This is a genomic window from Mycobacterium sp. NGS66 (assembly GCF_059812225.1).
In genome coordinates this window covers 326,445-350,674 of the sequence record NZ_JCALCG010000001.1, presented here as the reverse complement: position 1 = coordinate 350,674, position 24,230 = coordinate 326,445, and the positions used below count along the sequence as shown (strand labels likewise).

The 24,230-nt window shown below is 66.1% G+C and carries 29 protein-coding genes; 16 read left to right on the top strand and 13 right to left on the bottom strand.

What is annotated here, in order from left to right; all coding sequences use genetic code 11:
* Positions 1 to 34: 34 nt before the first annotated feature.
* A complete protein-coding gene (locus AC5Y2L_RS01830) occupies positions 35 to 730 on the bottom strand; it encodes a DedA family protein (protein WP_499939004.1) in 696 nt (231 codons plus the stop codon).
* A 78-nt stretch (positions 731 to 808) separates the two neighbouring features.
* On the opposite strand from AC5Y2L_RS01830, the gene fbaA reads away from it, so the two are divergent.
* Positions 809 to 1,843 (top strand): class II fructose-bisphosphate aldolase, encoded by a 1,035-nt coding sequence (gene fbaA / locus AC5Y2L_RS01825; protein WP_499939006.1) that lies wholly within the window; start codon positions 809 to 811, stop codon positions 1,841 to 1,843.
* A gap of 85 nt (positions 1,844 to 1,928) precedes the next feature.
* On the opposite strand, the gene AC5Y2L_RS01820 is transcribed toward fbaA, so the two are convergent.
* Complete coding sequence (locus AC5Y2L_RS01820; protein ID WP_499939008.1) at positions 1,929 to 2,768, bottom strand: Rv0361 family membrane protein; 840 nt, start codon at positions 2,766 to 2,768, stop codon at positions 1,929 to 1,931.
* A gap of 82 nt (positions 2,769 to 2,850) precedes the next feature.
* Here AC5Y2L_RS01820 and AC5Y2L_RS01815 point away from each other — a divergent pair, with 82 nt between their 5' ends.
* Complete coding sequence (locus AC5Y2L_RS01815; RefSeq protein ID WP_499939010.1) at positions 2,851 to 3,264, top strand: DUF3151 domain-containing protein; 414 nt, start codon at positions 2,851 to 2,853, stop codon at positions 3,262 to 3,264.
* On the opposite strand, the gene AC5Y2L_RS01810 is transcribed toward AC5Y2L_RS01815, so the two are convergent.
* Entirely contained in the window at positions 3,261 to 4,151 is an 891-nt protein-coding gene (locus tag AC5Y2L_RS01810) for a cation diffusion facilitator family transporter (protein ID WP_499939012.1), read from the bottom strand. The two genes, AC5Y2L_RS01815 and AC5Y2L_RS01810, sit on opposite strands and share 4 nt — an antisense overlap.
* 39 nt (positions 4,152 to 4,190) lie before the next feature.
* Positions 4,191 to 4,943, bottom strand: coding sequence for a site-2 protease family protein (locus AC5Y2L_RS01805; protein ID WP_499939014.1), 753 nt, complete (start codon positions 4,941 to 4,943; stop codon positions 4,191 to 4,193).
* A gap of 82 nt (positions 4,944 to 5,025) precedes the next feature.
* On the opposite strand from AC5Y2L_RS01805, the gene AC5Y2L_RS01800 reads away from it, so the two are divergent.
* Together AC5Y2L_RS01800 and AC5Y2L_RS01795 are read left to right on the top strand one after the other, a co-directional pair.
* A complete protein-coding gene (locus AC5Y2L_RS01800) occupies positions 5,026 to 5,415 on the top strand; it encodes a nuclear transport factor 2 family protein (RefSeq protein WP_499939016.1) in 390 nt (129 codons plus the stop codon).
* Positions 5,416 to 5,717: 302 nt separating this feature from the next.
* On the top strand, positions 5,718 to 5,882 hold the full coding sequence (locus AC5Y2L_RS01795; protein WP_499939018.1) for a hypothetical protein: 165 nt from the start codon (positions 5,718 to 5,720) through the stop codon (positions 5,880 to 5,882).
* 50 nt (positions 5,883 to 5,932) lie between these two features.
* On the opposite strand, the gene AC5Y2L_RS01790 is transcribed toward AC5Y2L_RS01795, so the two are convergent.
* A complete protein-coding gene (locus AC5Y2L_RS01790; RefSeq protein WP_499939019.1) occupies positions 5,933 to 6,595 on the bottom strand; it encodes a peptidase M50 in 663 nt (220 codons plus the stop codon).
* A gap of 142 nt (positions 6,596 to 6,737) precedes the next feature.
* Here AC5Y2L_RS01790 and AC5Y2L_RS01785 point away from each other — a divergent pair, with 142 nt between their 5' ends.
* The 5 genes from AC5Y2L_RS01785 (at position 6,738) to AC5Y2L_RS01765 (ending at position 11,573) form a co-directional block, all read left to right on the top strand.
* Positions 6,738 to 8,036: an adenylosuccinate synthase gene (locus AC5Y2L_RS01785; RefSeq protein ID WP_499939021.1), complete on the top strand. Its 1,299-nt coding sequence runs from the start codon at positions 6,738 to 6,740 to the stop codon at positions 8,034 to 8,036.
* Positions 8,033 to 8,671, top strand: a complete 639-nt coding sequence (locus AC5Y2L_RS01780; RefSeq protein ID WP_499939023.1) for a PaaI family thioesterase — start codon at positions 8,033 to 8,035, stop codon at positions 8,669 to 8,671. The genes AC5Y2L_RS01785 and AC5Y2L_RS01780 overlap by 4 nt, the downstream gene beginning before the upstream one ends.
* A 100-nt stretch (positions 8,672 to 8,771) precedes the next feature.
* On the top strand, positions 8,772 to 9,917 hold the full coding sequence (gene purT / locus AC5Y2L_RS01775; protein WP_499939024.1) for a formate-dependent phosphoribosylglycinamide formyltransferase: 1,146 nt from the start codon (positions 8,772 to 8,774) through the stop codon (positions 9,915 to 9,917).
* The gene (locus AC5Y2L_RS01770) at positions 9,914 to 10,336 is read left to right on the top strand and encodes a rhodanese-like domain-containing protein (protein WP_499939025.1); all 423 of its coding nucleotides are present in this window, start codon (positions 9,914 to 9,916) and stop codon (positions 10,334 to 10,336) included. The genes purT and AC5Y2L_RS01770 overlap by 4 nt, the downstream gene beginning before the upstream one ends.
* Before the next feature lie 16 nt (positions 10,337 to 10,352).
* A complete protein-coding gene (locus tag AC5Y2L_RS01765; RefSeq protein ID WP_499939027.1) occupies positions 10,353 to 11,573 on the top strand; it encodes an O-succinylhomoserine sulfhydrylase in 1,221 nt (406 codons plus the stop codon).
* Here the strand turns inward: AC5Y2L_RS01765 and AC5Y2L_RS01760 are convergent.
* The 6 genes from AC5Y2L_RS01760 to AC5Y2L_RS01735 form a co-directional block, all read right to left on the bottom strand.
* Positions 11,570 to 12,979 carry an NAD(P)/FAD-dependent oxidoreductase gene (locus tag AC5Y2L_RS01760; protein ID WP_499939028.1) on the bottom strand — a complete coding sequence of 470 codons (1,410 nt, stop codon included), beginning with the start codon at positions 12,977 to 12,979 and terminating at the stop codon, positions 11,570 to 11,572. The genes AC5Y2L_RS01765 and AC5Y2L_RS01760 overlap by 4 nt on opposite strands.
* Positions 12,980 to 13,154: 175 nt before the next feature.
* Positions 13,155 to 13,847, bottom strand: coding sequence for an SDR family NAD(P)-dependent oxidoreductase (locus AC5Y2L_RS01755; protein ID WP_499939030.1), 693 nt, complete (start codon positions 13,845 to 13,847; stop codon positions 13,155 to 13,157).
* Positions 13,844 to 13,996 carry an SDR family NAD(P)-dependent oxidoreductase gene (locus tag AC5Y2L_RS01750; protein WP_499939031.1) on the bottom strand — a complete coding sequence of 51 codons (153 nt, stop codon included), beginning with the start codon at positions 13,994 to 13,996 and terminating at the stop codon, positions 13,844 to 13,846. The genes AC5Y2L_RS01755 and AC5Y2L_RS01750 overlap by 4 nt, the downstream gene beginning before the upstream one ends.
* A gap of 10 nt (positions 13,997 to 14,006) precedes the next feature.
* On the bottom strand, positions 14,007 to 14,633 hold the full coding sequence (locus tag AC5Y2L_RS01745) for a hypothetical protein (protein ID WP_499939033.1): 627 nt from the start codon (positions 14,631 to 14,633) through the stop codon (positions 14,007 to 14,009).
* 34 nt (positions 14,634 to 14,667) lie between these two features.
* Complete coding sequence (locus tag AC5Y2L_RS01740) at positions 14,668 to 15,135, bottom strand: SRPBCC family protein (RefSeq protein ID WP_499939035.1); 468 nt, start codon at positions 15,133 to 15,135, stop codon at positions 14,668 to 14,670.
* A gap of 51 nt (positions 15,136 to 15,186) precedes the next feature.
* A complete protein-coding gene (locus AC5Y2L_RS01735; RefSeq protein ID WP_499939036.1) occupies positions 15,187 to 16,383 on the bottom strand; it encodes an acyl-CoA dehydrogenase in 1,197 nt (398 codons plus the stop codon).
* 60 nt (positions 16,384 to 16,443) lie between these two features.
* On the opposite strand from AC5Y2L_RS01735, the gene AC5Y2L_RS01730 reads away from it, so the two are divergent.
* From AC5Y2L_RS01730 to AC5Y2L_RS01705, 6 genes are read left to right on the top strand one after another with little or no spacing between them, the layout of a single operon-like run.
* Entirely contained in the window at positions 16,444 to 16,815 is a 372-nt protein-coding gene (locus tag AC5Y2L_RS01730; protein WP_499939038.1) for a DUF3054 domain-containing protein, read from the top strand.
* 4 nt (positions 16,816 to 16,819) lie between these two features.
* Entirely contained in the window at positions 16,820 to 17,722 is a 903-nt protein-coding gene (locus AC5Y2L_RS01725; RefSeq protein ID WP_499939040.1) for a class I SAM-dependent methyltransferase, read from the top strand.
* 14 nt (positions 17,723 to 17,736) lie between these two features.
* Positions 17,737 to 18,243, top strand: coding sequence for a GNAT family N-acetyltransferase (locus AC5Y2L_RS01720; protein WP_499939041.1), 507 nt, complete (start codon positions 17,737 to 17,739; stop codon positions 18,241 to 18,243).
* Positions 18,240 to 19,337 (top strand): LLM class flavin-dependent oxidoreductase, encoded by a 1,098-nt coding sequence (locus tag AC5Y2L_RS01715; RefSeq protein ID WP_499939043.1) that lies wholly within the window; start codon positions 18,240 to 18,242, stop codon positions 19,335 to 19,337. The genes AC5Y2L_RS01720 and AC5Y2L_RS01715 overlap by 4 nt, the downstream gene beginning before the upstream one ends.
* Positions 19,334 to 20,443, top strand: a complete 1,110-nt coding sequence (locus tag AC5Y2L_RS01710; RefSeq protein WP_499939044.1) for an LLM class flavin-dependent oxidoreductase — start codon at positions 19,334 to 19,336, stop codon at positions 20,441 to 20,443. The genes AC5Y2L_RS01715 and AC5Y2L_RS01710 overlap by 4 nt, the downstream gene beginning before the upstream one ends.
* Positions 20,440 to 21,753 carry an NtaA/DmoA family FMN-dependent monooxygenase gene (locus AC5Y2L_RS01705; protein WP_499939046.1) on the top strand — a complete coding sequence of 438 codons (1,314 nt, stop codon included), beginning with the start codon at positions 20,440 to 20,442 and terminating at the stop codon, positions 21,751 to 21,753. Before AC5Y2L_RS01710 ends, AC5Y2L_RS01705 begins: the two co-directional genes overlap by 4 nt.
* A gap of 4 nt (positions 21,754 to 21,757) precedes the next feature.
* On the opposite strand, the gene AC5Y2L_RS01700 is transcribed toward AC5Y2L_RS01705, so the two are convergent.
* Both AC5Y2L_RS01700 and AC5Y2L_RS01695 read right to left on the bottom strand, forming a co-directional pair.
* Positions 21,758 to 22,183 (bottom strand): nuclear transport factor 2 family protein, encoded by a 426-nt coding sequence (locus AC5Y2L_RS01700; RefSeq protein WP_499939048.1) that lies wholly within the window; start codon positions 22,181 to 22,183, stop codon positions 21,758 to 21,760.
* An 84-nt stretch (positions 22,184 to 22,267) separates the two neighbouring features.
* A complete protein-coding gene (locus AC5Y2L_RS01695; RefSeq protein ID WP_499939049.1) occupies positions 22,268 to 23,008 on the bottom strand; it encodes an MBL fold metallo-hydrolase in 741 nt (246 codons plus the stop codon).
* A 211-nt stretch (positions 23,009 to 23,219) separates the two neighbouring features.
* Between AC5Y2L_RS01695 and fgd the strand changes: the two genes are divergently transcribed.
* Positions 23,220 to 24,230 carry a glucose-6-phosphate dehydrogenase (coenzyme-F420) gene (gene fgd, locus AC5Y2L_RS01690; RefSeq protein WP_499939051.1) on the top strand — a complete coding sequence of 337 codons (1,011 nt, stop codon included), beginning with the start codon at positions 23,220 to 23,222 and terminating at the stop codon, positions 24,228 to 24,230.

Sequence of the window (24,230 nt, the reverse complement as noted above, 5' to 3'; positions counted from 1 at the left end):
CGCCCGGCTGCGCCGCGCTTGCGATCGCCACTAGTCAGTCGGTTAACGCCGCCCGATCCGGCTCATCCGTCGGCTCTGGCTTCGGCCCGCGGTGCCGTGACCGGTAGATCCGAAACGCCGAGATGAACGCCGGCAGCAGCGATACGAACAAGATGGCCAGGATGATCTTTTCCAAGTTGTGGTGCACGAACGGCACGTTCCCCAGGAAGTAGCCCGCCAGCGTCGCACCCCCGCCCCACGCGATACCGCCGATGATGTCGAATCCCAGAAACACCGGATACCGCATGTAGGACACCCCGGCGACCACCGGCGTAAATGTCCGGATGAACGGCGCGAACCGGGCCAAGATGATCGCCCACGGGCCGTACTTCTCGAAGAACGCGTGGGACTCCGTCACATAGTGCTTCTTGAAGAACCGGGAATCTTCCTTCTTGAACAGCGCCGGGCCGATCCGGCGCCCGATGAAATACCCGGTCTGATCGCCCAGTACCGCGGTCACCGCAACGCAGGGCGCCAGCACCCAGATGCTGACCGGGGGGTCCGGGTGTGCGGCCAGCAGACCTCCGGTGAACAGCAGCGACTCGCCGGGCAGGAAGGGGAACAGCAGGCCGGTCTCGATGAAGACGATGATGAGGATCCCGGGCAGCACCGCCGAGCCGAAGACACCATGGGCGCCCAACCAGTACATCGGGTCGAGGATGTTGCCCAAGGCCACCACGGTGGTGCTCATGACCTCACAACATACCGGGGTCGACACAAATCCAGGTGTTGCGATACTGATGAGACCCAGCACTCAGGAGGAAGATCCATGCCCATCGCAACGCCCGAGGTCTACGCCGAGATGCTGAAACGCGCCAAGGAAAACGCGTACGCCTTCCCGGCCATCAACTGCACCTCCTCGGAAACCATCAACGCCGCAATCAAGGGCTTCGCCGATGCCGGCAGCGACGGCATCATCCAATTCTCCACCGGCGGTGCGGAATTCGGGTCCGGCCTGGGCGTCAAGGACATGGTGACCGGCGCGCTGGCGTTGGCCGAATTCGCCCACATCATCGCGGCCAAATACCCGGTCAATGTCGCGCTGCACACCGACCACTGCCCCAAGGACAAGCTCGACAGCTACGTCCGACCGCTGCTGGCGATCTCGGCCGAGCGGGTTTCAGCAGGCCAGAATCCGCTCTTCCAGTCGCATATGTGGGACGGGTCGGCAGTGCCGATCGACGAAAACCTCGAAATCGCGCGGGAGCTGCTCAAGGAAGCCGCGGCGGCCAAAATCATCCTGGAAATCGAAATCGGCGTGGTGGGCGGCGAGGAAGACGGCGTCGCCCACGAGATCAACGAGAAGCTCTACACCACGCCGGACGATTTCGAGAAGACCATCGATGCGCTCGGGCATGGCGAGCATGGCAAGTATCTGCTGGCCGCGACGTTCGGCAACGTGCACGGCGTGTACAAACCCGGCAACGTCAAGCTGCGTCCCGATATTCTGGCCCAGGGGCAGAAGGTGGCGGCGGCCAAACTCGGACTATCCGATGATGCCAAGCCGTTCGACTTCGTGTTCCACGGCGGCTCGGGCTCGGAGAAGTCGGAGATCGAGGAAGCGCTCCGTTATGGAGTGGTCAAGATGAACGTCGACACCGACACCCAGTACGCGTTCACCCGCCCGATCGCCGGCCACATCTTCACCAACTACGACGGCGTGCTCAAAGTCGACGGCGAAGTGGGTTCCAAGAAGGTCTACGACCCGCGCAGCTACCTGAAGAAGGCCGAAGCGGGAATGGCCGAACGGGTAGTGGAAGCCTGCGACGACCTGCACTGCGCCGGCAAGGCATTATCAGGCTAACTCCCGCGCCGAGCGTGCTCTCAGGGCGGAAAAATCGCAAAAAAACCGCCCTCAGAGCACGTTCGGCGAAGCGCGCATAGCCGGCCTAGCCGGTGGGAGACTGACAGACCTTCCACTGACCGTCGCGATACTGCAGGTCAAAACTGCGCGTCGAGCGAACCTTCGGGTCGTATGCCATGTACGTGGTGACGTTTGCCTCGGCGTGCTGGCCGTCGACGGCTACTTGGTCGATGCTGTCGATCACCGGAATCTGCTTGGCCGCGGCGACCCGGTGATAGGTCTCCTGCCACGAGTGCTCGTCGAACTCCACGTAGCCGTCCCGGGTGGTGCCGCAGGTGATGCTGCGCAGCGTTGCCAGGTCGCCGGACTGCAGCGCGGCATCGAGCTGCCGGATCGTTTGGCGCACCCGGTCCTCCTCCGAGGCTTTCCGGGAGTGGTGCTTATCGAAGTACACGGCGAGCAGGATCGCGATTGCCGTCACTGCCAAAAGCAGGACGATTATCGCCAGCGCCCAGCCCAGCTTCTGATTCCTGGATGCCGGTGCCTTTCCCGCGTCGCGAGCCGGGATCGATTGTGGCACAGCCGTTTTGGGTGGCAAGCCCTGGACCGGTGGGCCGGCTTGCGGCTGCGACTGTGATCTCGACGGCGGTTTCGGGATGACCTCGGTTTCGGCGTCGGGACCGGTCTGGATGATCGCCGTCTCGTTCGCGTCGAAGCCCGGGGCGGTGAAGCGGCGCTCGCGCATGAGTTCCGGATTTGTCTCGGAATCCTGCTCCGGATCGCCCTTGTTTATGACGACGGTCTCGGCGTCGCCGGGCATCGACGGCTGGTCTTCGGCAGACCCTGCACCCCGACCAGCGGTCCGCTCGCCGGCCGGGTCTGGATCCGGCGGGCCACCGCGATCGGGCCTGGGTTTGTCAGACATGGTTCGTAGCTTAGCGACCGCATAGCCGGTTGGGGGCATGGCGAGCTAGGGCGTCGGCAAACACGACGGCAAAATGGAACCCATGACGCCGATGGGTGATCTTCTGGGACCCGACCCGATCCTGCTACCTGGTGACAGCGAGGCCGAGGCGGAGCTGCTCGCCGGCGAAAACCCGGGCATTGTTGCCGCCGCGCATCCGTCGGCATCGGTGGCCTGGGCGGCCCTCGCCGAGGAGGCACTGGCCGACGACAAGGCCATCACGGCCTATGCGTACGCCCGCACCGGCTACCATCGCGGCCTGGATCAGCTGCGCCGCAACGGCTGGAAGGGTTTCGGCCCGGTGCCCTATTCGCATGAGCCCAACCGCGGCTTTTTGCGGTGTGTGGCGGCACTGGCGCGCGCCGCCGACGCCATCGGGGAGACCGATGAGTACGCACGCTGCCTGGATCTGCTCGACGACTGCGACCCATCCGCGCGCTCCGCCCTGGGACTCTAGAAGCTTTCTGCGCAGCCACCGCCGTCCGGGCACTCGATCTGGACGGTGGCGTGATCCAGCCCGCGCGCCGACAGCACCGCGCGCGCGTCGTGCAGTATCCGAGCGGAATTGCCGTCGCTGGTCAGGTGCACGGTGCACATGTCCTTGCCCGGTGACAGCGTCCATACGTGCAGGTCGTGCACGTCGGTGACGCCGTCGACCGTGCCCAGCGCCGCTCGCAGCTCCTCGACGTCGATGTGGGTGGGCGACGCCTCGGACAGGATCCGCAGCGCTTCGCGGGCCAGTGCCAGCGCCCGAGGCAGCACCCACAGCGCGACCAGCACCGCAACCACCACGTCGGCGTACGGCCAGCGGGCGGTGATGGTGACCACGCCCGCGACCAGTACGCCAAGGCTGCCCACAGTGTCGGCCACGACTTCCATGTACGCGCCTTTGACGGCCAGGCTGTCGGTCGCGTGCGAACGCAGCAGCAGCGCGACGACGAAGTTGGCGGCCAGGCCGGCCAGCGCCACCACCACCATCGGCGCGCCCGGGACCGACGGCGCCGCCCCCAGCCGCCGGATCGCCTCGTACAAAATGAAGGTCGCGACCCCGATCAGCAGCGCGGCGTTGGCCACCGCGGTGAACACCTCGGCGCGATGCCAACCGTAGGTGCGGGCCGGCGATGTGCTGCCGCGTCGGGCCAGCACCACGGCGGCCAGGCCCATGAATACGGCCACCACGTCGGTGAGCATGTGCCCCGCGTCGGCCAGCAGCGCGATCGAGTTGATCAACACCGCGGTGATCAGCTCTATCAGGAAGAATGCCGCTAGGATCGCCGCGGCCATAATCATGCGGGGGACAACCCGATCGCCATGGGACGGGATATGACTATGCCCGGCGCCCATGCGCAGAATATATGCGTGCTGACGCATATATGGCAAGGCTCAGAGCCATTGCCGCCAGAAGAGCGTCAGGTTGAAGCCCGCACCGGCCAATCCCTGCCGGACACCAGAGAAGCCGAAGAGCCAGCCCACAACCGCGAACAGCCACCGGCTCAGCCCCGGCGCAAAAAACAACAACAGCAGAATGAAAACGCCGTACTGCTTGGCGGGTGCCACCGCGCGTTGCGTCTCGGGACTCAGGTGCGGCTCCAGCGCGTCATAGCCGTCCAGTCCCGGGATGGGCAGCAGGTTCAGCACCACCGCCATGATCTGCAGAAACCCCAAGAACGCCAAGCCGGCCCATAGCACGGCATGTCGGGGGTCATAGAACAGCCGGGTAAGGGCCAACAGCAGCACCGCCAGCACCAGGTTGGCCGCCGGCCCCGCCAGGCTGACTAGGGTGCGACGGGTTGGTGTCATGAAAGTGGTCTGCAGATACACCGCCGCGCCCGGTAGGCCGATCCCGCCCAATGCGATGAAGATCATCGGTAGTACCAGCGACAGCCCGACATGGCTGTAGCGCCGCGGGTCCAACGTTAGGTAACCGCGGACGGCGGCGTCGCGGTCGCCGAACCGCCACGCCGTGTAAGCGTGCCCGAATTCGTGCAGGCACAGCGACACCAGCCAGCCGGCGATCACGAAGGTGAACACCCCGGCATAGGACAGCGGCCGCACGCTCGCCCCGGCCAGCCAGGCCAGCACGCCGCCGACGGCCGTCGCTCCGACCAGGGCCAGGAAAATCGGGCTAGGTCGCACCGGTCGAAACTACCGGACCAGCACCCAGCCCTCGATGTTGCGATAGAACGTGCCTTCTTGCGGGGCCCGGTACGGTCGCACCATGATCTACCGCTGGTTCGTACGCAGGCAGGTGCGGGCTGGATGGCAGCGGCTGGCTGAAGCGACTATCGACGAGCTCCCACTGGCTGACGACGTCCACTTCGTGTACCTGGGCGACCACCCGCTGGCGGCAGACCTCCGCGGTGCCGACGCGCTGCGGGCGTGGCTACGTGATGAGCTCTTCCGTCGCCTACCCGGGCTGCGCTTCAAGGCTGAGGACGTAATCGTCGAAGGTGGTCCGTGGTTGACCCGCACTGCCACTCGCTACGCGGCGATGCGGGACAGCGAGATTGTCTATCGAGGCATCACATTCCACCGGATTGCCTGGGGCAAGCTCGTCGAGGAAGTCGTCTTGCCGGACACAAAGGCGTTGGCAGCTGCCCTCACTTGAGGCCGCCCGTTTCATGGTGTTCGCGGGCGTCGCCAATGTCTTGTTTCTCGTCGGCGTGCCGCACTGGCCGCAGGGGCAGACAGCGTGGGTCGCTTTGTACGGCGTCTTGTTCCTCTATGAGATCGCGTACTTTGCGGCTTGGCAGGCCGCGGTTGGGGCGACGCCGATGATGCGCTTATTGCGGCTGCGTGTCTTGGGGCCGGGGAGGCATCGGCAATCCGCCCGTCGCCGCTGCTGCGATCAGGAACGCCGTGCCACTCGCGGTGGTAGTCCTCGGTCCGGCGGTGGACCAGCTTGCCCAAATGACAGCCGGTACCGCGAAGGTTGTGCTGGACGCTCTCGGTTACGTTCTCTTTTTCGGCATCGGCATCGGCATAGTCATCACGATCGCGAACAGTCCCGGCCGGCAGGGCATACATGACCGGATGGCCGGAGGAACATTCGTCATCCACCGCGGCAAGTTCTAAGCCGACAGCTGGCGGAGCCCACAGGTCCAAGCGGGCCGTAGCGGTCGAAACTACCGGACCAGCAGCCAGCCCTCGACGTTGCGATAGAACGTCGAGCGGCGAGCGTTGCGGGCGGCCGGGACGCCCTCTCGGACGACGGTGACGCCGGTAGTACCCAGCTGGGCCGCTCGCCCGCTGATCCATCGGCGAGTCCAAATGGGCCGGGCGACCGCAGCGCGCAGGCCCGGCAGGGTCAACGTCGGCTCGATCCACGCTTCGGCGACGTCGCCGTCGAACAGCACGGCGTCGTCAACCACCGCTTCGCCGTGTACCGACTGCGTACCGGCCGGCGGTAGCCAGCTGGCCCGCCCCACGATCACCGAACCGGTTTCGTCGCGGATCAGTGGCACCCGTCGGGCTGAGCCTCGCCGCGCCCGCCGTGCCGCCCGCCGGCCGGCCGGCAGCCGGTAGACCCGGGTCGCCCTGGTCCGCCGGCGCGGCACGTACGCCACTTCGACGTCCAGCCGGTCGGAGCGCAGTAGCCGGGTCAGCACGGCGGCCAGCTGGGCATCGTCGCCGACGACGACCAGCCGTCGGGATGGCGGCAGGTCGATGTCGGTCGTGTCGAGCCGGCGCGTGGTCAGACCGGCCAGCGGGCGGGGTGCCGGCCGATCGCCGAACATCAGCACCGCCATGCTTGGGGTGTAATCCGCCGTATTCACCCCGATATTCATGGCTCCTCGCAAAGTGCTGGGTAGGGTAAGTCACCGGCTGGACCACAATTATGGTGGTGACCCGCTGCGCCCGGCTGCGCCGCGCTTGCGATCACCACGAATAAGCATCCGTACGACAGGCCAGAGCAGGCGGGAGCATGTCATGCCGGCAATCGTCCTGATCGGCGCCCAGTGGGGCGACGAGGGCAAAGGTAAGGCCACTGACCTGCTCGGTAGCCGTGTTCAGTGGGTCGTGCGCTACCAGGGCGGCAACAACGCCGGGCACACCGTCGTACTACCCACCGGCGAGAACTTCGCGTTGCACCTGATCCCGTCGGGCGTGCTGACGCCCGGCGTCACCAACGTCATCGGCAACGGCGTGGTGATCGACCCCGGCGTTCTGCTGGACGAACTGAAAGGCCTCGAGGACCGTGGCGTCGACACCTCCAAGCTGCTGATTTCCGCGGACGCGCATCTGCTGATGCCCTACCACGTCGCCATCGACAAGGTGACCGAGCGCTACATGGGCAGCAAGAAGATCGGTACCACCGGCCGCGGCATCGGGCCGTGCTACCAGGACAAGATCGCCCGGATGGGAATCCGGGTGGCCGACGTCCGCAACCCCGACCAGCTGGCGCACAAGGTCGAGGCCGCGCTCGAGTTCAAGAACCAGGTGCTGGTCAAGATCTACAACCGCAAAGCGCTGGACCCCAATCAAGTGGTCGAGACGCTGCTGCAGCAGGCTGAGGGCTTTCTTCATCGGATCGCCGATACCCGGCTGCTGCTGAACAACGCGCTGGAAGCGGGCGAGACGGTGTTGCTGGAAGGCTCACAGGGCACCCTGCTCGACGTCGACCACGGCACCTATCCCTACGTGACGTCGTCGAACCCGACGGCGGGCGGCGCGGCCGTCGGCTCCGGCATCGGGCCCACCCGGATCGGAACCGTGTTGGGGATTCTCAAGGCCTACACCACCCGGGTCGGGTCTGGCCCTTTCCCCACCGAGCTGTTCGACGAAAACGGCGAATACCTGTCCAAGACCGGCGGAGAGTTCGGCGTGACCACCGGACGACGGCGCCGCTGCGGCTGGTTCGACGCGGTCATCGCGCGCTACGCCACCCGGGTGAACGGCATCACCGACTACTTCCTGACCAAGCTGGATGTGTTGTCCAGCCTGGAAACCGTGCCGGTCTGCGTCGGATACCGCATTGACGGGGCGCTCACCCACGACATGCCGATGACCCAAAGCGATCTCTGTCGCGCCGAGCCGGTGTACGAGGAGCTGCCTGGTTGGTGGGAAGACATTTCCGCGGCGCGGGACTTCGACGACCTGCCCGCCAAGGCGCGGGACTACGTGTTGAGGCTGGAAGAGCTTGCCGGAGCACCGGTTTCGTGTATCGGCGTCGGCCCGGGGCGGGATCAGACGATCGTGCGCCGTGACGTCCTGCAGGCCCGCCCGTGACGGATGCGGTGCAGGATCCTGAAGAGCTAGACCCCGAATATCACCATCACGGCGGCTTTCCGGAATACGAGCCGGCCACTCCGGGTCCTGGTTTCGGCCGGTTCGTCGCGGCCATGCGACGGCTGCAGGACCTGGCGGTATCGGCGGCTCCGGACGATTGGGACGAAGCGGCGGACCGCGCCGAGGCGCTGGTCGATTTGTTAAGCCCGTTCGAGGCCGCCGAGGGCAAGGCCCCGGCGGGGCGGACGCCCGACTTGCCGGGAATGGGCAGCCTGCTGCTGCCGCCTTGGACGTTGACGCGCTACGGGCCCGACGGCGTCGCGATGACGGGATACTTCAGCCGCTTCCACGTCGGCGGCAACATGGCGGTGCACGGCGGTGTGCTGCCGCTGCTGTTTGACCATATGTTCGGCATGATTTCGCACGCGGCAGGACGGCCGATCAGCCGGACCGCTTTCCTGCATGTGGACTACCGCAAGGTCACCCCGATCAACGTGGCGCTGGCGATTCGGGGACGGGTCACCCGCACCGAGGGTCGCAAGGCATTCGTATCCGCGGAATTGGTCGACGCCGAACAGACCCTGCTGGCCGAAGGCAACGGCCTGATGGTGCGGTTGCTGCCCGGCCAGCCGTAGGCGCGGCCCGCGAGCGGCCGCAAATGTACGCCCGAAACGGCCTTTCGCTGTACAAATGCGGACGCTCGACGACAAAGGTGGCGCCCTTATTCTGGAAAGCGTGACCGAGGCCCCCGTCGAAGGACAGCACGAGCCGGCGACGCCGGAACCCGCCGATACCGACGGCCAGGCCAGGCCTGTGGTCATGCTGGTGGGCTCCGACGAGTTCACCGCCGAGCTCACCATCGCCTTGCGGCGCCTCGGCGCGGAGGTGATCGAGCAGCCGGTCGACGCCGAGAATCTGTCCGCCCTGGTCGGCCGTCTGAAACCGGATGTCGTGGTCAGCACCGCCGAGCTCGACGGCCTCGATGACCGCACGGAGCTGGTGCCCAGCGCCCGCAGCATCCGGCTCATCGCCGATCGGGAAGGGCTGCGCCGGCTGGCCGCCGACGAACTCGGCCTGCCCACCGCGCCGTTCTGGTTCGCCGGAACGGTCGAGGAACTCGAGGCGGTGGCGTCCCACGCGGGATACCCGTTGCTGGTGAAACCCGTGACCGGCCCGGTCGGACCGGGCCAGTCCCTGGTGCGGGGGCCCGAAGACATCGCCGCCGCCTGGCAGCGTGCGGTGGGCCATGACAAAGCGCATCGGGTGCTGGCCGAAGCGGTGGTCGAGGTCGAAGTGCTGGTCACCCTGCTCGTCGTGCGCACTGAGGGCCCGGCCGGGCCGGCTATCGAGTTCTGCTCACCGATCGGTCACGTCGACGCCCATGCCGAGGTCGTCGAGTCCTGGCAGCCGCAGAAGATGAGCACGGCCGCGATGGACGCCGCCAAGTCCGTGGCCGCCCGCATCGTCAAGGCCGTCGGCGGACGCGGCGTGTTCGCCGTCGAGCTGATGATCAACGGCGACGAGGTGTACTTCGCCGACATCACCGCCTATCCGCGACACAGCGCGTGGGTGACGTTGCGCACTCAGCGGCTTTCGGCATTCGACCTGCAGGCGCGCGTCATTCTTGGCCTTCCGGTGGACACCATGATGATTTCGCCCGGCGCCAGCCAGCTGCTGAACGCGGTTCCCGCCACCGCCCAAGCGATGCGGACCGCGCTGGCCGCCACGCTCGGCACGCCGGAAAGCGATGTCCGGGTGTTCGGCCAGCGCGACGGGCGGCCGGTGGGAGTGACGTTGGCCACAGGAACGGATGTGGCGATCGCGCGCGAACGTGCCCGGGAGGCGGCGGGCCGGCTGAATGTGCGAGACTCACGCGAATGAGTTACGCAGGAGATATCACGCCCGAGCAGGCCTGGAAGCTGCTCAGCGACAACCCCGACGCGGTCCTGGTCGATGTGCGCACCGACGCCGAATGGCGATTCGTCGGCGTGCCCGACCTGTCGAGCCTGGGTCGTGAGGTGGTCTTCCTCGAGTGGAACAGTTCCAACGGGCAGCGCAACCAGAACTTCTTGACCGAACTGAAAGAGCGGATCCCGCCGGCAGCCGGCGAAGGAGAGCGGCCGTTGGTCTTCCTGTGCCGCTCGGGTAACCGCTCCATCGGCGCCGCGGAACTGGCCACCGAGGCCGGCCTCACGCCGGCCTACAACGTGCTCGACGGCTTCGAGGGACATCTCGACAGCGACGGTCACCGCGGCGGAACAGGTTGGCGGGCAATCGGTTTGCCCTGGAAACAGGGGTAGCAGGGGTGAAACGGCAATGACGGATCAGCCCTCGGTCCGCACGCCGAAGGGGCTGCCCGACGGCGTCAGCCAAGCCACCATTGGGGTGCGTGGCGGGATCCTGCGGTCCCGGTTCGACGAGACCGCCGAGGCGATGTATCTGACGTCGGGCTACGTGTACCCGTCGGCGGCCGTCGCGGAAGAGGCGTTCACCGGCGAGCCCGACCACTTCGTGTACTCGCGCTACGGCAACCCGACGGTGACGATGTTCGAGGAGCGGCTGCGCCTGATCGAGGGAGCCCCGGCGGCTTTCGGCACCGCGAGCGGGATGGCCGCGGTGTTCGTCTCGCTGGGCGCGCTGCTGGGCGCCGGCGACCGGCTGGTGGCAGCCCGCAGCCTGTTCGGGTCGTGCTTCGTGGTGTGCAACGAGATCCTGCCGCGGTGGGGAGTGGAGACCGTCTTCGTCGACGGCGACGATCTTTCGCAGTGGGAGCAGGCATTGTCGGTCCCCACCCAGGCAGTGTTCTTCGAAACGCCGTCCAATCCCATGCAGTCGCTGGTGGACATCGCCGTGGTGAGCGATATGGCCCACGCGGCGGGCGCAAAGGTGGTGCTGGACAACGTCTTTGCCACTCCGCTGCTGCAGCAGGGTTTTCCGCTCGGTGTCGACGTGGTGGTGTATTCCGGCACCAAGCACATCGACGGTCAGGGTCGTGTGCTCGGCGGCGCCATCCTCGGGGACAAGGAGTACATCGACGGCCCGGTGCAAAAGCTGATGCGTCACACCGGCCCGGCGATGAGCGCCTTCAACGCGTGGGTGCTACTGAAAGGCCTTGAGACAATGGCCATTCGGGTGGAACAGAGCAATTCCTCCGCGCAGCGGATTGCGGAGTTCCTGGAAAGTCATCCGGCGGTGCGCTGGGTGCGCTACCCGTATCTGGTGTCACACCCGCAGTACGACCTGGCCAAGCGTCAGATGTCCGGCGGCGGAACGGTTATCACCTTCGAGCTCGACGTACCGGAGAGCGCCGCAAAGCAACGGGCTTTCGAATTGCTCGACAAGCTGCGGCTGATCGATATTTCGAACAACCTCGGCGACGCCAAATCCCTTGTCACCCATCCGGCGACGACGACGCACCGGGCGATGGGCCCGGAGGGTCGCGCGGCGATCGGCCTCGGGGACGGCGTGATCCGCATATCGGTCGGGCTGGAAAGCGCCGACGATCTGATCGCCGATATCGACCAGGCCCTCAGTTAGCCGACCGCTTTCTTTTCGGCCTCTTCGGCCTGCTCGGCGGCGGCCAGCGGTCCCTGGCCCTGGGTCTGCGTCATCCAGTTGATCACCGATCGGGCGTAGATCATCTGGCTGGTGATCGCCATCTGGCCGCGGCTGCGGCCCACGAACGAAATCCACCAGGAGAACAGGGCGGCAATGCGGTTGCGGTGGCCGACCAGGTAGTAGAGGTGCAGCACCAGCCAGGCCAGCCAGGCGAAGTACCCGCCGAACTCCAGCTTGCCGACCTGCGCGACGGCGCTGTTCCGCGAGATCGTCGCCATGCTGCCCTTGTTGAAGTACTTGAACGGCTCCCGGTTGGCGGGGTCGTCTTTGCCTTTGACCGTGTTCTTGATGACCTTGGTGGCGTAGTGCGCTCCTTGGATCGCCCCCTGCGCCATCCCCGGTACCCCCGGCACCGACATCAGGTCCCCGACGACAAAGACATGCGGATGTCCCTTCACGGTGAGGTCCGGTTCGACGATCACTCGTCCGGCGCGGTCGGTCTCGGTTCCGTCGGACTGTTCGGCGATCATCTTGCCCAGCGGGCTGGCCTGGACGCCGGCCGCCCACACCTTGCATGCGCATTCGATGCGGCGTTCGGCGCCGTCCTTGTCCTTGATGGTGATGCCCTTGTAGTCGACGGCGGTCACCATCGCATTGAGCTGAATTTCGACGTCCATCTTCTCCAGCCGCCGCTGCGCCTTGAGCCCCAGCTTGGGGCCCATCGGGGGCAATACCGCGGGCGCCGCGTCGAGCAGGATCACCCGGCACTCACTGGGTGTAATGGTTCGGAATGCGCCTGCCAAAGTGCGCTCGGCGAGTTCGACGATCTGCCCGGCGACCTCGACACCGGTCGGGCCGGCACCGACGACGACGAACGTCAGGCGCCGTTCCCGTTCGGCCGGGTCGGTGGTCACTTCGGCGGCCTCGAACGCGCCGAGGATGCGGCCGCGCAATTCGAGCGCGTCATCGATGGTCTTCATGCCGGGCGCGTAGGTGGCGAAGTGGTCGTTGCCGAAGTAGGACTGCTGCGCGCCGGCGGCCACAATCAGGCTGTCGTACGGCGTGACCGTCTCCATGGCCATCAGCTTCGAGGTGACCGTCTTCGCCTTCAGGTCGATGGCGTTGACCTCGCCGAGCAGCACCCGCACATTCTTCTGTTTGCGCAGGACCAATCGGGTAGTCGGGGCGATGTCGCCTTCGGACAGGATGCCGGTCGCCACCTGGTACAGCAGCGGCTGGAACAGGTGCGTGGTGGTCTTCGAAATCAGCGTGACGTCGACGTCGGCCCGTTTGAGCGACCTAGCCGCATTCAGCCCGCCGAACCCACTTCCAATGACGACGACCTGATGGCGCCTGCCGGCAGCCGCCTCGCTGGATTGCGTCATACTCGTCCCTCCCGGTCGCTATTGCTTGTCGGAGCTCACAGTCCTCGCAGCGCCTTCCCACCGTACGACGGCACCTATGGCATCGTCACCTATCTGACGCCGAGCAGACGCAAAAGCCCCTGAGCGCCCGGTGTGTCGGGCAACTTTGCGCCTGCTCGGCAGAGCAAATCAATCACTATGTGCTGGAACGCATTTCACGTATGCGTTTGAGGGTGCGCCGGGCGGCACGCGTCGTCAAGGACGGAAACCAGCGGTCCAGATACCACGCGGCCTTCCACCAGGCCGGCACCACAATGAATGCGTCTCCACGCAACACCCCGCGAAGGGCGCGTTCGGCGAAGTTTTCGGGGGCCATCGGGCGGGTCGGCTCCCAGAATTTCAGTAGATCCTCGTCGCTGAGGCCGGTCATGGTCATCCGTCCGTACACTCCGCCGGTGAGGATCGGGGTCCGGACCGCACCCGGACAAAGCACCGACACCTTTATGGCGTGCCGCTCGGCCTCTAGCCGCAACGTTTTGGACAGCGCGACAACGGCGTGCTTGGACGCGGTGTAGCTCGCCGAACTGGGAGAGGCGACCAGGCCGGCCACCGAGGCCGTATTGACGATGTGTCCCGAGCGCTGCCGAATCATGATCGGGTACACCGCTTGGATGCCGTGCACCACACCGCGAACGTTTACGTCGAAGACGTTGTTCCAGTCGTCGAGTGTGTATGAGTCGACCTCGCCGCCCACCCCAATGCCGGCGTTGTTGAACAGGTAGTCGATCCGCCCGGAGTGCTGCATCGCTTCGCCGACGGCGCGCTCGAACGACGGGTAGCTGCGCACGTCGAGCTCGATCGCGTGCGCCGTTGCACCGCCATCGTTCACCGTCGCGCCAGCTCATGTGCCGCGTCTAATTGGCGATCGGCGATCCAGACGTCGGCGCCCTCGTCGGCCAGCTTGGCGGCCAGCGCGGCACCGATGCCTGATGCGCCACCGGTAACGAATGCGATCTTGCCTGAGAAGCTCGCTGGCATTCGGGTCGGCTCAGGGCCACGCCGACGCGAAGTTGCGGTAGTTCGCGTCCGGCACGCTACAAAAGTCCGACGCCGTACCGGCCAGCAAGATGTAATACGTTTCCGGACGGCGGTTTTCGCCAGAGGTGAGATATGTCCAGCCGTCGTTGCACATCGACGTCGCCCCACCTGCCGTCGGCTTGGCCCAGTTGGAGCTGACGCAGTTGGTCAGTGCGTCGACGTCCGAGGTGGCGCTCTTGGCGACGACCAGCACCGCGCCACCCCACTGTCCGTCGGCCCGACGATAGGCCCGCGCGCCGAACCCCGCGTTGTCCTTCTGACAGCCCAGCGCCCGCTGCAGCAACTGGAACGGGGCGGCCAGCCGCGGGTCGGACAGCCCGGCCGCGGCGTTGATGAACGCGGCCGCGTCGGACCCGTCGACCTCTTGGATGTCGGGGCTGTTGCGGCTGGTCAGTTGCAACGACATCCGCCCCTGCGCGGCCTCATCACCGCCGCCGATGATCGGCCCGCCGCCACTGGAAGTCATCGGCGGCAACGCGACGGGGGGATCGCCAGCTGCCCGCGGTAGCACACCCGCCGAGACCATGATGGCGCCCGCCGCCACCCACACGCCCATTCGATAAGCCGTAACACTCATGTTCATCTCCGGGGTCGTGGGACAGACGATGCCGTCATCGCCTGGATTCGGCAGCTTGTTTGATGCGGGCGAGTGTCTCGTGGATGCCCCGGTTCATCTGGCGTCCGCGGGGCAGGAACATCTCGACTGTCCGGTTGGCAACCGAACACCAGAGAAACTCGAAGGACTCGGTGAGAAACGTACCGCTCGGAGAAGGTTCCATCGTGTAGCGCCAACGGGTTTCGTGCCGTCCGGTGCGGGCGTCGAGCGTGGTGAAGGCGAACTCGCGGCCCCGGTCTGCGACGTCGACCATGGCCGTGCGCTGCCAGCGATAGCCCCGAATCCGGTTGTAGCCCCGAAACCTCGCCCCGGGCGCCGCCCCGGTCGCTCCGTCCAGCCACTCGCATCGATAGCACTCCGGACTCCACTCACCCATGCGGGTGATGTCGGCGACGAGGTCGAACACTTCCTCCGGGGCGGCTGCGATTTCGATACGTTCCTGCCCGCGTCGCGGTGTCGGCATTGGCTAAGTCTCTCTCAGCCCAGTGGTTGTGGATAGTCCGCATCGGAACCGTCAGCGGAACGCGGCCAAATCGGTGAAGGCCTGGCCGAGGACGAGCTGGTGCATCTCGGCGGTGCCCTCGTACGTCAGTACCGACTCCAGGTTGACCATGTGCCGGATCACCGGGTACTCCAGCGATATTCCGTTGCCGCCCAGTATCGTTCGGGCGGTCCGGCAGATCTTGATCGCCTCTCGGGTGTTGTTGAGCTTGCCGAAGCTGACCTGATCGGGCCGCAGGCCCACGGTGTCTTTGAGCCGGCCGAGGTGCAGTGACAGCAGCTGCCCTTTATGCAGTTCCACTGCCATGTCGACGAGTTTGGCCTGGGTCAGCTGGAATCCGGCGATCGGACGGCCGAACTGAGTCCGTTGCGTCGCATAGTCGAGCGCGGATTGCCACGCCGAGCGCGCCGCTCCCATCGACCCCCAGATGATTCCGTAGCGTGCCTCCGACAGGCACGACAGCGGGCCCTTGAGGCCCAGCGCGTCGGGCAGCATCGCCTCTGCGGGCAGCCGCACGTCGTCGAGGACCAGCTCACTGGTGATCGACGCGCGCAGCGACAGCTTGTGGTGAATGGTGTTGGCGGAAAACCCCGCGGTGTCGGTGGGCACGATGAAGCCGCGAATCCCGTCGTCGGTGTTTGCCCAGACGATGGCGACGTCGGCCACCGACCCGTTGGTGATCCACATCTTGCGTCCGTTGAGGATCCAGTCCGAACCGTCTTGCTGCGCACGGGTTTTCATGGCGGCGGGGTCGGACCCGGCGTCGGGTTCGGTCAGCCCGAAGCAGCCGATCAGATCGCCGGCTGCCATGCCGGGCAGCCACTGCTGCTTCTGCTCCTCGGAGCCGAAATTCCAGATCGCGAACATCGCCAGCGAGCCCTGCACCGACACCATGGACCGGACGCCGGAGTCGGCGGCCTCCAGCTCGACACAGGCCAGGCCGTAGTGCACGGCCGACGACCCTCCGCAACCGTAGCCTTCCAGGTGCATGCCGAGCAGGCCGAGTTCACCGAACTGCTTTGTCAGTTCGCGAACCACCGGAAGGTCGCCGGCCTCGAACCAATCCGCCACGTACGGCGTCACATGCTCGGCGCAGAACTTCCTGACGGTTTCGCGCACCGCGATTTCATCGTTTGACAGGGACGCGTCCAGTCCAAGCGGGTCGTCAGGATCGAAAGTCGGTGGTGCTTGGGATGAACTGGCGCTCATTCCTGCTGAATCTAGGTTCACCCCAACAGCGTGGTCAAGGATCCGCGGTAGTCTCGCTGCATGTCATCGCGGCGCGGGCCGGCGTGGCTGAGCGCCGACATCCTTGCGGTACTGCTGTTCTGCGCGGTGGGACGGCGCAGCCACGACGAAGGAGTCACCATCACCGGCGTCGCGTCGACCGCGTGGCCATTCCTGTCCGGGACCCTCGTCGGGTGGGTGGCCTCGCGGGCGTGGCGGCGGCCCACTGAGGTAGTACCGACCGGGATGATCGTGTGGCTGTGCACTGTTGTTTTCGGCATGTTCCTACGCAAGGTCAGTTCCGCCGGGGTGGCGGCGAGTTTCGTCGTGGTGGCCTCGTCGGTCACCGCGGTACTGCTGCTGGGGTGGCGAGGCGGCGTGGCGCTGGCGCTACGAGGAAGAGCGGACAGCTGAGCCGATGGTGCGGACGCAAAACGACACGTCGGCTGTGACAACCGGTGTCGGAGTGACGGCCACATTCGGCGCGACGGCCAGGGCGGTGGCCAACAACACCGGCCTGCTCCAGGATCCGTTCGCGGAACCACTGGTCCGCGCCGTCGGCGTGAAGTACTTCACCCGCCTGATCGAGAACCAGATCTACACCGACGACGGCGACGGCAACGACCGAATGACCGGCATGATGAACATCCTGGCTGCTTACAGCCGGTTTTTGGATCAATTCCTCGCCGACGCCGGCAGGGCGGGAATTGCGCAAGTGGTGATCCTGGCCTCTGGTCTTGACACGCGCCCGTACCGGTTGTGGTGGCCGCCCGGGACCACGGTTTACGAGATCGATCAGCCACAGGTCGTCGAGTTCAAGACCGAGGTGTTACGCGGGTTGGGCGCGGAGTTGACTGCCAACCGTTGCGCGGTAGGCGTCGACCTTCGGCAGGACTGGTTGGCAGCGTTGCGCAGGGTCGGATTCGACAGTGCGGAACGCACCGTGTGGATCGCCGAGCAGTTGCTGGTGGGATACCTGCCGCCCGACGCGCAAGACCGGTTACTGCACGATGTCACGGCGGTGAGCGCTCCCGGTAGCCGATTCGCGGCCGATCACCTGCCGTGGACCAAGTTGCAGCTGGAGGAAGGGCGGGCCTTCATCGACCTGTGGCGCGAACAGGGCCTGGACGTCGAGCTCGCGACGCTGACGTATGAGGGCGAATATCGTTATGTCCCTGATTATTTCGCTGAGGCAGGCTGGCAGATCGCAGACCAGGGTGTCGTCGAGATGCGTGCCGCCATCGGCATGCCGGTACGGCGGCGGCTCAGCAGCCGCGATTTGGCGGTCACCCCTAGGTATCTCACGGCAGTGCGGGTTTAGTCCGGGTTCAGCCAATGACTCGAGCCAGCCACCCAGCCCCGTGCGGCCAGCTTCGCTTTGTGCCCGCCGCCCTGAATGACGCGGTGGCGCAGCCCTTGTTGACCGAGCTCGCCGTCGAGTACGCGCAGCGCTACGGCGGTGAGGCGCAAACGTATCTGGACTGGATGCGCGACGGCCCCTCCGATGAGTTCGCCGCGCCTGACGGCGGGATGCTGATCGGTCTGCTCGGCGGCCTTGCGGTCACCGGCGGCGCGTTCTGCAGGTTCGACGCCGACACCGCCGAACTGAAGCGGATCTGGACGCATCGGAATCACCGGCGCCGCGGATATGCAGCGGCGCTGCTGGCGGAGCTGGAAGCGCAAATCACCGCACGCGGCTATCGGAAGATCTACCTGATCACCGGCGATCGCCAGCCCGAGGCCGAGGAGCTGTATCTGGCCCTTGGATACACCCGGCTTCCCGGGCCGCTGCCCTCTCGGGGACCCGTTCTTCCCATCGCATTCGAGAAGGACTTGGCATGACCGCCGAGTTGCATCTGGGTGTCGCGCTGGACGGATACGGCTGGAACCCGCAGGCCTGGCGGGTCACGCTGCAGTCCGACCCCGACACCGCGTCAGTGCTCAGCGGACGGTACTGGGCCGGGCTCGCGGCCACCGCCGAACGGGGACTGCTCGACTTTCTCACCATCGACGACACCCTGATGCCGCAACCCGGGCGCCGCGAGCGAATCGATCCACGCCGGCTGGCCGGTCGCGGTGACGCCGTCCTGATGGCCGCCTTGATGGGACCGGCCACCCGCCATATCGGCTTGATTCCGGTGGCCACCGTCACCCACACGGAACCGTTCCATGTCTCCAAATCCATTGCCACCCTTGACTTTGTGTCGCACGGTCGCGCCGGCTGGCAGCCGCGGGTCAGCGTCACCGCGCATGAGGCGGCCTTGTTCGGACGCCGGGACGTCGCTGAGATCGCGTTGTTCGAGGAAGCGGTGGAGTATGTCGAGGTGGTGCGGCGGTTGTGGGACAGCTGGGAGGACGACGCGGTGATCCGCGACGTGGCCACCGGTCGTTATGTCGACCGCGACAAGCTGCACTACATCGACTTCACCGGCAGGTACTTCTCGGTCAAGGGGCCGTCGATCACACCGCGTCCACCGCAGGGCCAACCGGTGGTGGCGGCGCTGGCGCACGTCGGGCCCGTCTATGAATTCGCCGCCACCAGTGCCGATCTCGTCTTCGTCACGCCCACCGACGGCGACTCGCTGCGCCACACTCTCGATGAGGTGCGCACCGCGGGCGGTGAGCACCTGAAAGTGCTTGCCGACGTGGTGGTTTCGTTCGCCGTTGATGCCGACTTCCGCTCCGATGCGCTGGTGTCCGCCGGCAGCGCAGCGGATTTGGTGGACCTGCTGCTGGACTGGCAGCGGATCGGCATCGACGGTGCCCGGTTGCGCCCCGCCGTCAACGCCACCGACCTCCCGGTGATCGTCGACGAGGTGGTGCCACTGCTGCAGCGCGCCGGACGGTTTCGCACCAGGTACCGGGACGGTGAAACCTTGCGCGAAAGGTTCGGCCTGCCAACCGCACCCAACCGCTACGCGACGGCGAGCCGATGATCCCGCTGTCGATCCTGGACCTCGCGCCGATCAGCGCGGGCAGCGATGCCGCGACCGCGCTGCGTAACACCATCGACCTGGCGCAGCACGCCGAGCAGTGGGGCTACCGTCGTTTCTGGATCGCCGAGCATCACTTCGTCGGCGTCGCAAGTTCGGCGCCGGCGGTGTTGATCGGCCAAATTGCCGCCGCTACCAACAAGATTCGGGTGGGCGCGGCGGCGGTCCAGCTGAGTCACACCACAGCCGCCGCGGTGGTCGAGAGTTTCGGGATGCTGGAAGCCTTCTACCCGGGCCGCATCGACTTGGGCGTCGGCCGAGGGCAACGACGCGACACCGGATTCAAGCCCAAACAGCCGTCGGGCAGGGATCGCCCACCTCGTCAGTGGCGCGAGGTCGACGGTGTGGTGATTCCGCTGCCGTTCGATCTGCGCGGGCTGCTGGACAAGGAGCGGGTGCAGGCGACCATGGGAATCCTGCAGCAACCCGAGGCGGTGGCGCCCGACTTCGCCGAACAGTTGGCCGACATCATCGCGATGCTGGACGGCACATACCAGGTCGAGGGTTTCGATGTGCACGCGGTGCCGGGTGAGCGATGTGGGTTGACGCCGTGGGTCTTTGGCAGCACCAGGGGACAAAGCGCCAGGGTGGCCGGTGCGCGCGGGCTGCCGTTTGTCGCGAGCTATCACATCACTCCGGCGACCGCGCTCGAGGCCATCGAGGCGTACCGTGCCGCGTTTGTGCCGTCGGCTACGCTGGAGCGGCCCTACGTCGTGGTCTCTGCGGACATCGTCGTTGCCGACGACAGTGCCACCGCCAGGCATCTGGCCACCGGCTATGGGCAGTGGGTGTATTCCATCCGGACCGGGGTTGGCGCCATGCCGTATCCCGATCCCGACGACTGCCCGCCGCTTACCGACGAGCAACTGCCGGTCGTAAAAGACCGGCTGGAAACACAATTCGTCGGCGACCCGGACGAGGTCGCCGAGCGGCTCTCCGCGCTACAGCGTTTGGCTGGTGCCGACGAGCTCGTCGTCACCTCGGTGACCCACCGGCATGATGACCGGCTGCGCTCGCACGAGCTCATCGCGCAGCGGTGGATGTCATGAGCCGCAAGCCGATTCATCTGGCAGCCCATTTTCCGGGCGTCAACAACACGACGGTGTGGACCGATCCGAGTGCCGGCAGCCAGATCGAGTTCGACTCGTTCGTGCATCTCGCCCGCACCGCCGAACGCGGGCTGTTCGACTTCTTTTTCCTCGCCGAGGGTTTGCGGCTGCGCGAGCATCGCGGGCGGATCTACGACCTTGACGTGGTGGGCCGGCCCGACACCTTCACCGTGCTGGCGGCACTGGCCGGTGTCACCGACCGGATCGGCCTTACCGGGACCATCAACACCACGTTCAACGAACCCTTCGAAGTAGCAAGGCAATTCGCCACACTGGACCATCTGTCCGGCGGTCGCGCCGGCTGGAACATCGTCACGTCGTCGGATGCGTTCACCGGAGCCAACTTCCGGCGCGGCGGCTTCCTCGAGCACGCCGACCGCTATCGCCGGGCCGAGGAGTTCCTCACGGTGGCCCAGGCGTTTTGGGACAGCTGGGAGGCCGGCGCGGTGTTGGCCGATGTCTCGAGCGGGGTTTACGTCGATCCGGATCGGATTCGCCGTGTCGAGCATTCGGGTCCTCAGTTCTCCGTGCGCGGGTTCGCGACGTTGCCGGCCGGACGCCCGGTGTTGTTGCAAGCGGGAGATTCTCCCGAGGGGCGAGCGTTCGGCGCGCGGCACGCCGACGCCTTGTTCACCCTGCATGGGTCGCTCGAGGATGGGCAGCGTTACTACGCCGATGTCAAGGGCCGGGCGCAGTCCTATGGACGAGACCCCAACCAGCTCAAGGTTTTTCCGGCGGCGACGTTCGTCCTCGGTGACACGCTTGACGAGGCGCAGGACAAGGCGCGGCACATCCGCCATCAGCAGGTCAGCGGGGCGACCGCGATCGCGATGCTCGAGCAGGTATGGGGCCGCGACCTGTCGGACTACGATCCCGATGGTCCGCTGCCCGACGTCGACCCAATTGTGAACAGCACGATCACCCAGGGGCGTGTTCGGCATGGTGACCCGGTCGCGGTGGCTCGCCGTTACCGCGAACGCGCTGAGGCAGAGAACTTGTCGATCCGCGAGTTGGTTATCGCCGTCACCAGTCGTCAGCAGTTCGTCGGCACCGCAGCGGATATCGCCGACGAGATCGACCGCTATGTCCAGGCCGATGCCTGCGACGGGTTCATCCTGGTGCCGCATTTGACGCCGCACGGGTTGGACGAGTTCGTCGATCGGGTGGTGCCGCTCTTGCAGGAACGTGGGGCGTTTCGCACCGAGTACACCGGTGAGACGCTGCGCGAGCACCTGGGGCTGGCGGATTGACGCGTTACTTGTGATAGGCGTCGTCTTGGATGACCTTCACACCACGCCATCCCCAATAGACGCAGTGCCGTTGAATGAGTCCGTCGGCTATCTCCATGACTTCCACGAAATCCATCTGCTCACCGTCGGGCGTGGCACGCGGGTACTCGAACATCACCGTTCGCCGGCCGTCCGTCAGATAACCGGTTCGGTAGTAGGTGCGCAACGGCGGCTTGCGTGCCGCCACCTGCTCGAGCAGCGGCCGCAATTCGTCGTGTCCATGGCACACTCCGGTTTCGGTGCCCATCGTTAGCGGTACCGCAGGACTTTCCAAGACGGCGTCGGGAGCGTAGAGGGCAAGCAGTCCCTCGACGTCGTCATTGCTGAGCGCAATGTCCCAGTCACGATAGATGCGCTCGGCAGCCTGTTGGAAGCTTTCCGTTCGGGCCATGGGCCGTCCTTCCGCTGGTGTGTCAGCTATACAGACCGCTGGGATGCCGCCGAGTCATCGCGCCATCCCATCCACCGAATCGACTCACTGCGCCAAGGCTGTGGCCTCAGCGGTAGCTGCGCGGATCGGGCCTCGCCACAAGTCGCCGTGGCCGGGCGCCAGGACTTCGGTTTCCAACAGCGCCAGCGCCGCCAGGCTGCGGATGCACCCCTGCTGGTCGTGGCTGAACACCGCTGGCAGCAGTTGCGGTCCGCGATGCGTCAGCAGCGAATGCCCGGTAACCAGCGCATCACCGCTGGCCAAGATGCCGTCGACCAGATACGAACAGTGACCGCCAGTGTGACCGGGGGTCGGGATGGCCATCGGGTGGCCGGGCAGTTGCGCTGCGACCTCGGCGGTCAGTGGTTGCGCTGTGGGGATGCCCTCCCGGATCAGGCCGCCATTGCGCACCACATGACTAGCCCACAGCGCCCACCGGGGCCGCCAGATCCGCAGCGCGATATCGAGCGGCGAGGCCTGTTCCAGGTACTCCCGTTTGGTGTGGCCGACCTCGTCGGGATGGCAGTACACCGGGGTGCCATGGGCCTTGGCGAACCAGATCGCCGAGCCCAGGTGGTCGATATGGGCATGGGTGAGCAGAATCGCCCGCACATCGGCGGGCCCGAAGCCCAACTCGCGCAGCGAGATCAGTACGTCGTCGCGATCGCCCGGGTAGCCGGCGTCGATCAGCATGATCCCGTTGTCGTCGGTGACCAGCAGCCAGTTGACCGCTCCGCCCTGCGCGAGATGCACGGTTTCGGTGACGGCTGTCAGCACCGGTGCCATGTCGCAGAGTCTAGGCACTGGATGGTGGCGGCGATCCGTCCCCAGCTTCGCGGGGGTGCGTGTGTTCCGGCGCTTTCGGTTCGCCGAGCGTGTCATCACTGCGATATTTCTGCGATTTTCTCGCAGTGAGTGCACGCTCGGCGGCCCGATGGCGGCCCGCGTCGCCCGGCTGCGCCACGCTCGTGATCACCACAGGAGTAGAAACGACAGCGTGGCTGAACTCAAACTGGGATACAAAGCATCCGCCGAACAATTCGCACCCCGCGAGCTCGTCGAACTCGCGGTCGCGGCCGAAGCGCATGGCATGGACAGCGCGACCGTCAGCGACCACTTCCAGCCGTGGCGCCACAAGGGCGGGCATGCCCCGTTTTCGTTGGCGTGGATGACCGCCGTCGGCGAGCGCACGGAACGGATTCAGCTGGGAACCTCGGTGCTCACGCCCACTTTCCGCTACAACCCGGCCGTCATCGCGCAGGCCTTCGCCACCATGAGCTGCCTGTACCCGAACCGGGTCTTCCTCGGTGTGGGCACCGGTGAGGCGCTGAACGAGATCGCCACCGGGTATGAGGGCGCGTGGCCAGAGTTCAAGGAGCGATTCGCCCGGCTGCGCGAGTCGGTGCGGCTGATGCGCGAGCTGTGGCGCGGCGACCGCGTCGACTTCGACGGTGAGTACTACCGCCTCAAGGGCGCTTCCATCTACGACGTCCCCGAAGGCGGAGTGCCGGTATACATCGCGGCTGGTGGGCCTGCCGTCGCCAAATACGCCGGACGCGCGGGTGACGGGTTCATCTGCACGTCCGGCAAGGGCGAGGAGCTGTATACCGAAAAGCTGATGCCGGCCGTGCTGGAAGGAGCCGCGGCGGCCAACCGCAAGGCCGACGATATCGACAAGATGATCGAGATCAAGATCTCCTACGATCCCGATCCCGAGCTTGCCCTGAACAACACGCGGTTCTGGGCGCCGTTGTCGTTGACCGCCGAGCAGAAGCACAGCATCGACGACCCGATCGAGATGGAGAAGGCGGCCGACGCCTTGCCCATCGAGCAGATCGCCAAGCGCTGGATCGTGGCGTCTGATCCCGACGAGGCCGTCGAAAAGGTCGGCCAGTACGTGACGTGGGGCCTCAACCACCTGGTCTTCCACGCGCCCGGTCACGACCAGCGCCGGTTCCTGGATCTGTTCCAGAAAGACTTGGCGCCGAGGCTGCGACGGCTGGGCTGA

Excerpts from the sequence above, each read along its gene's own strand:
- AC5Y2L_RS01830 (WP_499939004.1), bottom strand. The coding sequence starts at position 730 with ATGAGCACCACCGTGGTGGCCTTGGGCAACATCCTCGACCCGATGTAC.
- fbaA (WP_499939006.1), top strand. The coding sequence starts at position 809 with ATGCCCATCGCAACGCCCGAGGTCTACGCCGAGATGCTGAAACGCGCC.
- AC5Y2L_RS01820 (WP_499939008.1), bottom strand. The coding sequence starts at position 2,768 with ATGTCTGACAAACCCAGGCCCGATCGCGGTGGCCCGCCGGATCCAGAC.
- AC5Y2L_RS01815 (WP_499939010.1), top strand. The coding sequence starts at position 2,851 with ATGACGCCGATGGGTGATCTTCTGGGACCCGACCCGATCCTGCTACCT.
- AC5Y2L_RS01810 (WP_499939012.1), bottom strand. The coding sequence starts at position 4,151 with ATGGGCGCCGGGCATAGTCATATCCCGTCCCATGGCGATCGGGTTGTC.
- AC5Y2L_RS01800 (WP_499939016.1), top strand. The coding sequence starts at position 5,026 with ATGATCTACCGCTGGTTCGTACGCAGGCAGGTGCGGGCTGGATGGCAG.
- AC5Y2L_RS01795 (WP_499939018.1), top strand. The coding sequence starts at position 5,718 with ATGACAGCCGGTACCGCGAAGGTTGTGCTGGACGCTCTCGGTTACGTT.
- AC5Y2L_RS01790 (WP_499939019.1), bottom strand. The coding sequence starts at position 6,595 with ATGAATATCGGGGTGAATACGGCGGATTACACCCCAAGCATGGCGGTG.
- AC5Y2L_RS01785 (WP_499939021.1), top strand. The coding sequence starts at position 6,738 with ATGCCGGCAATCGTCCTGATCGGCGCCCAGTGGGGCGACGAGGGCAAA.
- AC5Y2L_RS01770 (WP_499939025.1), top strand. The coding sequence starts at position 9,914 with ATGAGTTACGCAGGAGATATCACGCCCGAGCAGGCCTGGAAGCTGCTC.
- AC5Y2L_RS01765 (WP_499939027.1), top strand. The coding sequence starts at position 10,353 with ATGACGGATCAGCCCTCGGTCCGCACGCCGAAGGGGCTGCCCGACGGC.
- AC5Y2L_RS01760 (WP_499939028.1), bottom strand. The coding sequence starts at position 12,979 with ATGACGCAATCCAGCGAGGCGGCTGCCGGCAGGCGCCATCAGGTCGTC.
- AC5Y2L_RS01750 (WP_499939031.1), bottom strand. The coding sequence starts at position 13,996 with ATGCCAGCGAGCTTCTCAGGCAAGATCGCATTCGTTACCGGTGGCGCA.
- AC5Y2L_RS01745 (WP_499939033.1), bottom strand. The coding sequence starts at position 14,633 with ATGAGTGTTACGGCTTATCGAATGGGCGTGTGGGTGGCGGCGGGCGCC.
- AC5Y2L_RS01740 (WP_499939035.1), bottom strand. The coding sequence starts at position 15,135 with ATGCCGACACCGCGACGCGGGCAGGAACGTATCGAAATCGCAGCCGCC.
- AC5Y2L_RS01735 (WP_499939036.1), bottom strand. The coding sequence starts at position 16,383 with ATGAGCGCCAGTTCATCCCAAGCACCACCGACTTTCGATCCTGACGAC.
- AC5Y2L_RS01730 (WP_499939038.1), top strand. The coding sequence starts at position 16,444 with ATGTCATCGCGGCGCGGGCCGGCGTGGCTGAGCGCCGACATCCTTGCG.
- AC5Y2L_RS01725 (WP_499939040.1), top strand. The coding sequence starts at position 16,820 with ATGGTGCGGACGCAAAACGACACGTCGGCTGTGACAACCGGTGTCGGA.
- AC5Y2L_RS01720 (WP_499939041.1), top strand. The coding sequence starts at position 17,737 with ATGACTCGAGCCAGCCACCCAGCCCCGTGCGGCCAGCTTCGCTTTGTG.
- AC5Y2L_RS01715 (WP_499939043.1), top strand. The coding sequence starts at position 18,240 with ATGACCGCCGAGTTGCATCTGGGTGTCGCGCTGGACGGATACGGCTGG.
- AC5Y2L_RS01710 (WP_499939044.1), top strand. The coding sequence starts at position 19,334 with ATGATCCCGCTGTCGATCCTGGACCTCGCGCCGATCAGCGCGGGCAGC.
- AC5Y2L_RS01705 (WP_499939046.1), top strand. The coding sequence starts at position 20,440 with ATGAGCCGCAAGCCGATTCATCTGGCAGCCCATTTTCCGGGCGTCAAC.
- AC5Y2L_RS01700 (WP_499939048.1), bottom strand. The coding sequence starts at position 22,183 with ATGGCCCGAACGGAAAGCTTCCAACAGGCTGCCGAGCGCATCTATCGT.
- AC5Y2L_RS01695 (WP_499939049.1), bottom strand. The coding sequence starts at position 23,008 with ATGGCACCGGTGCTGACAGCCGTCACCGAAACCGTGCATCTCGCGCAG.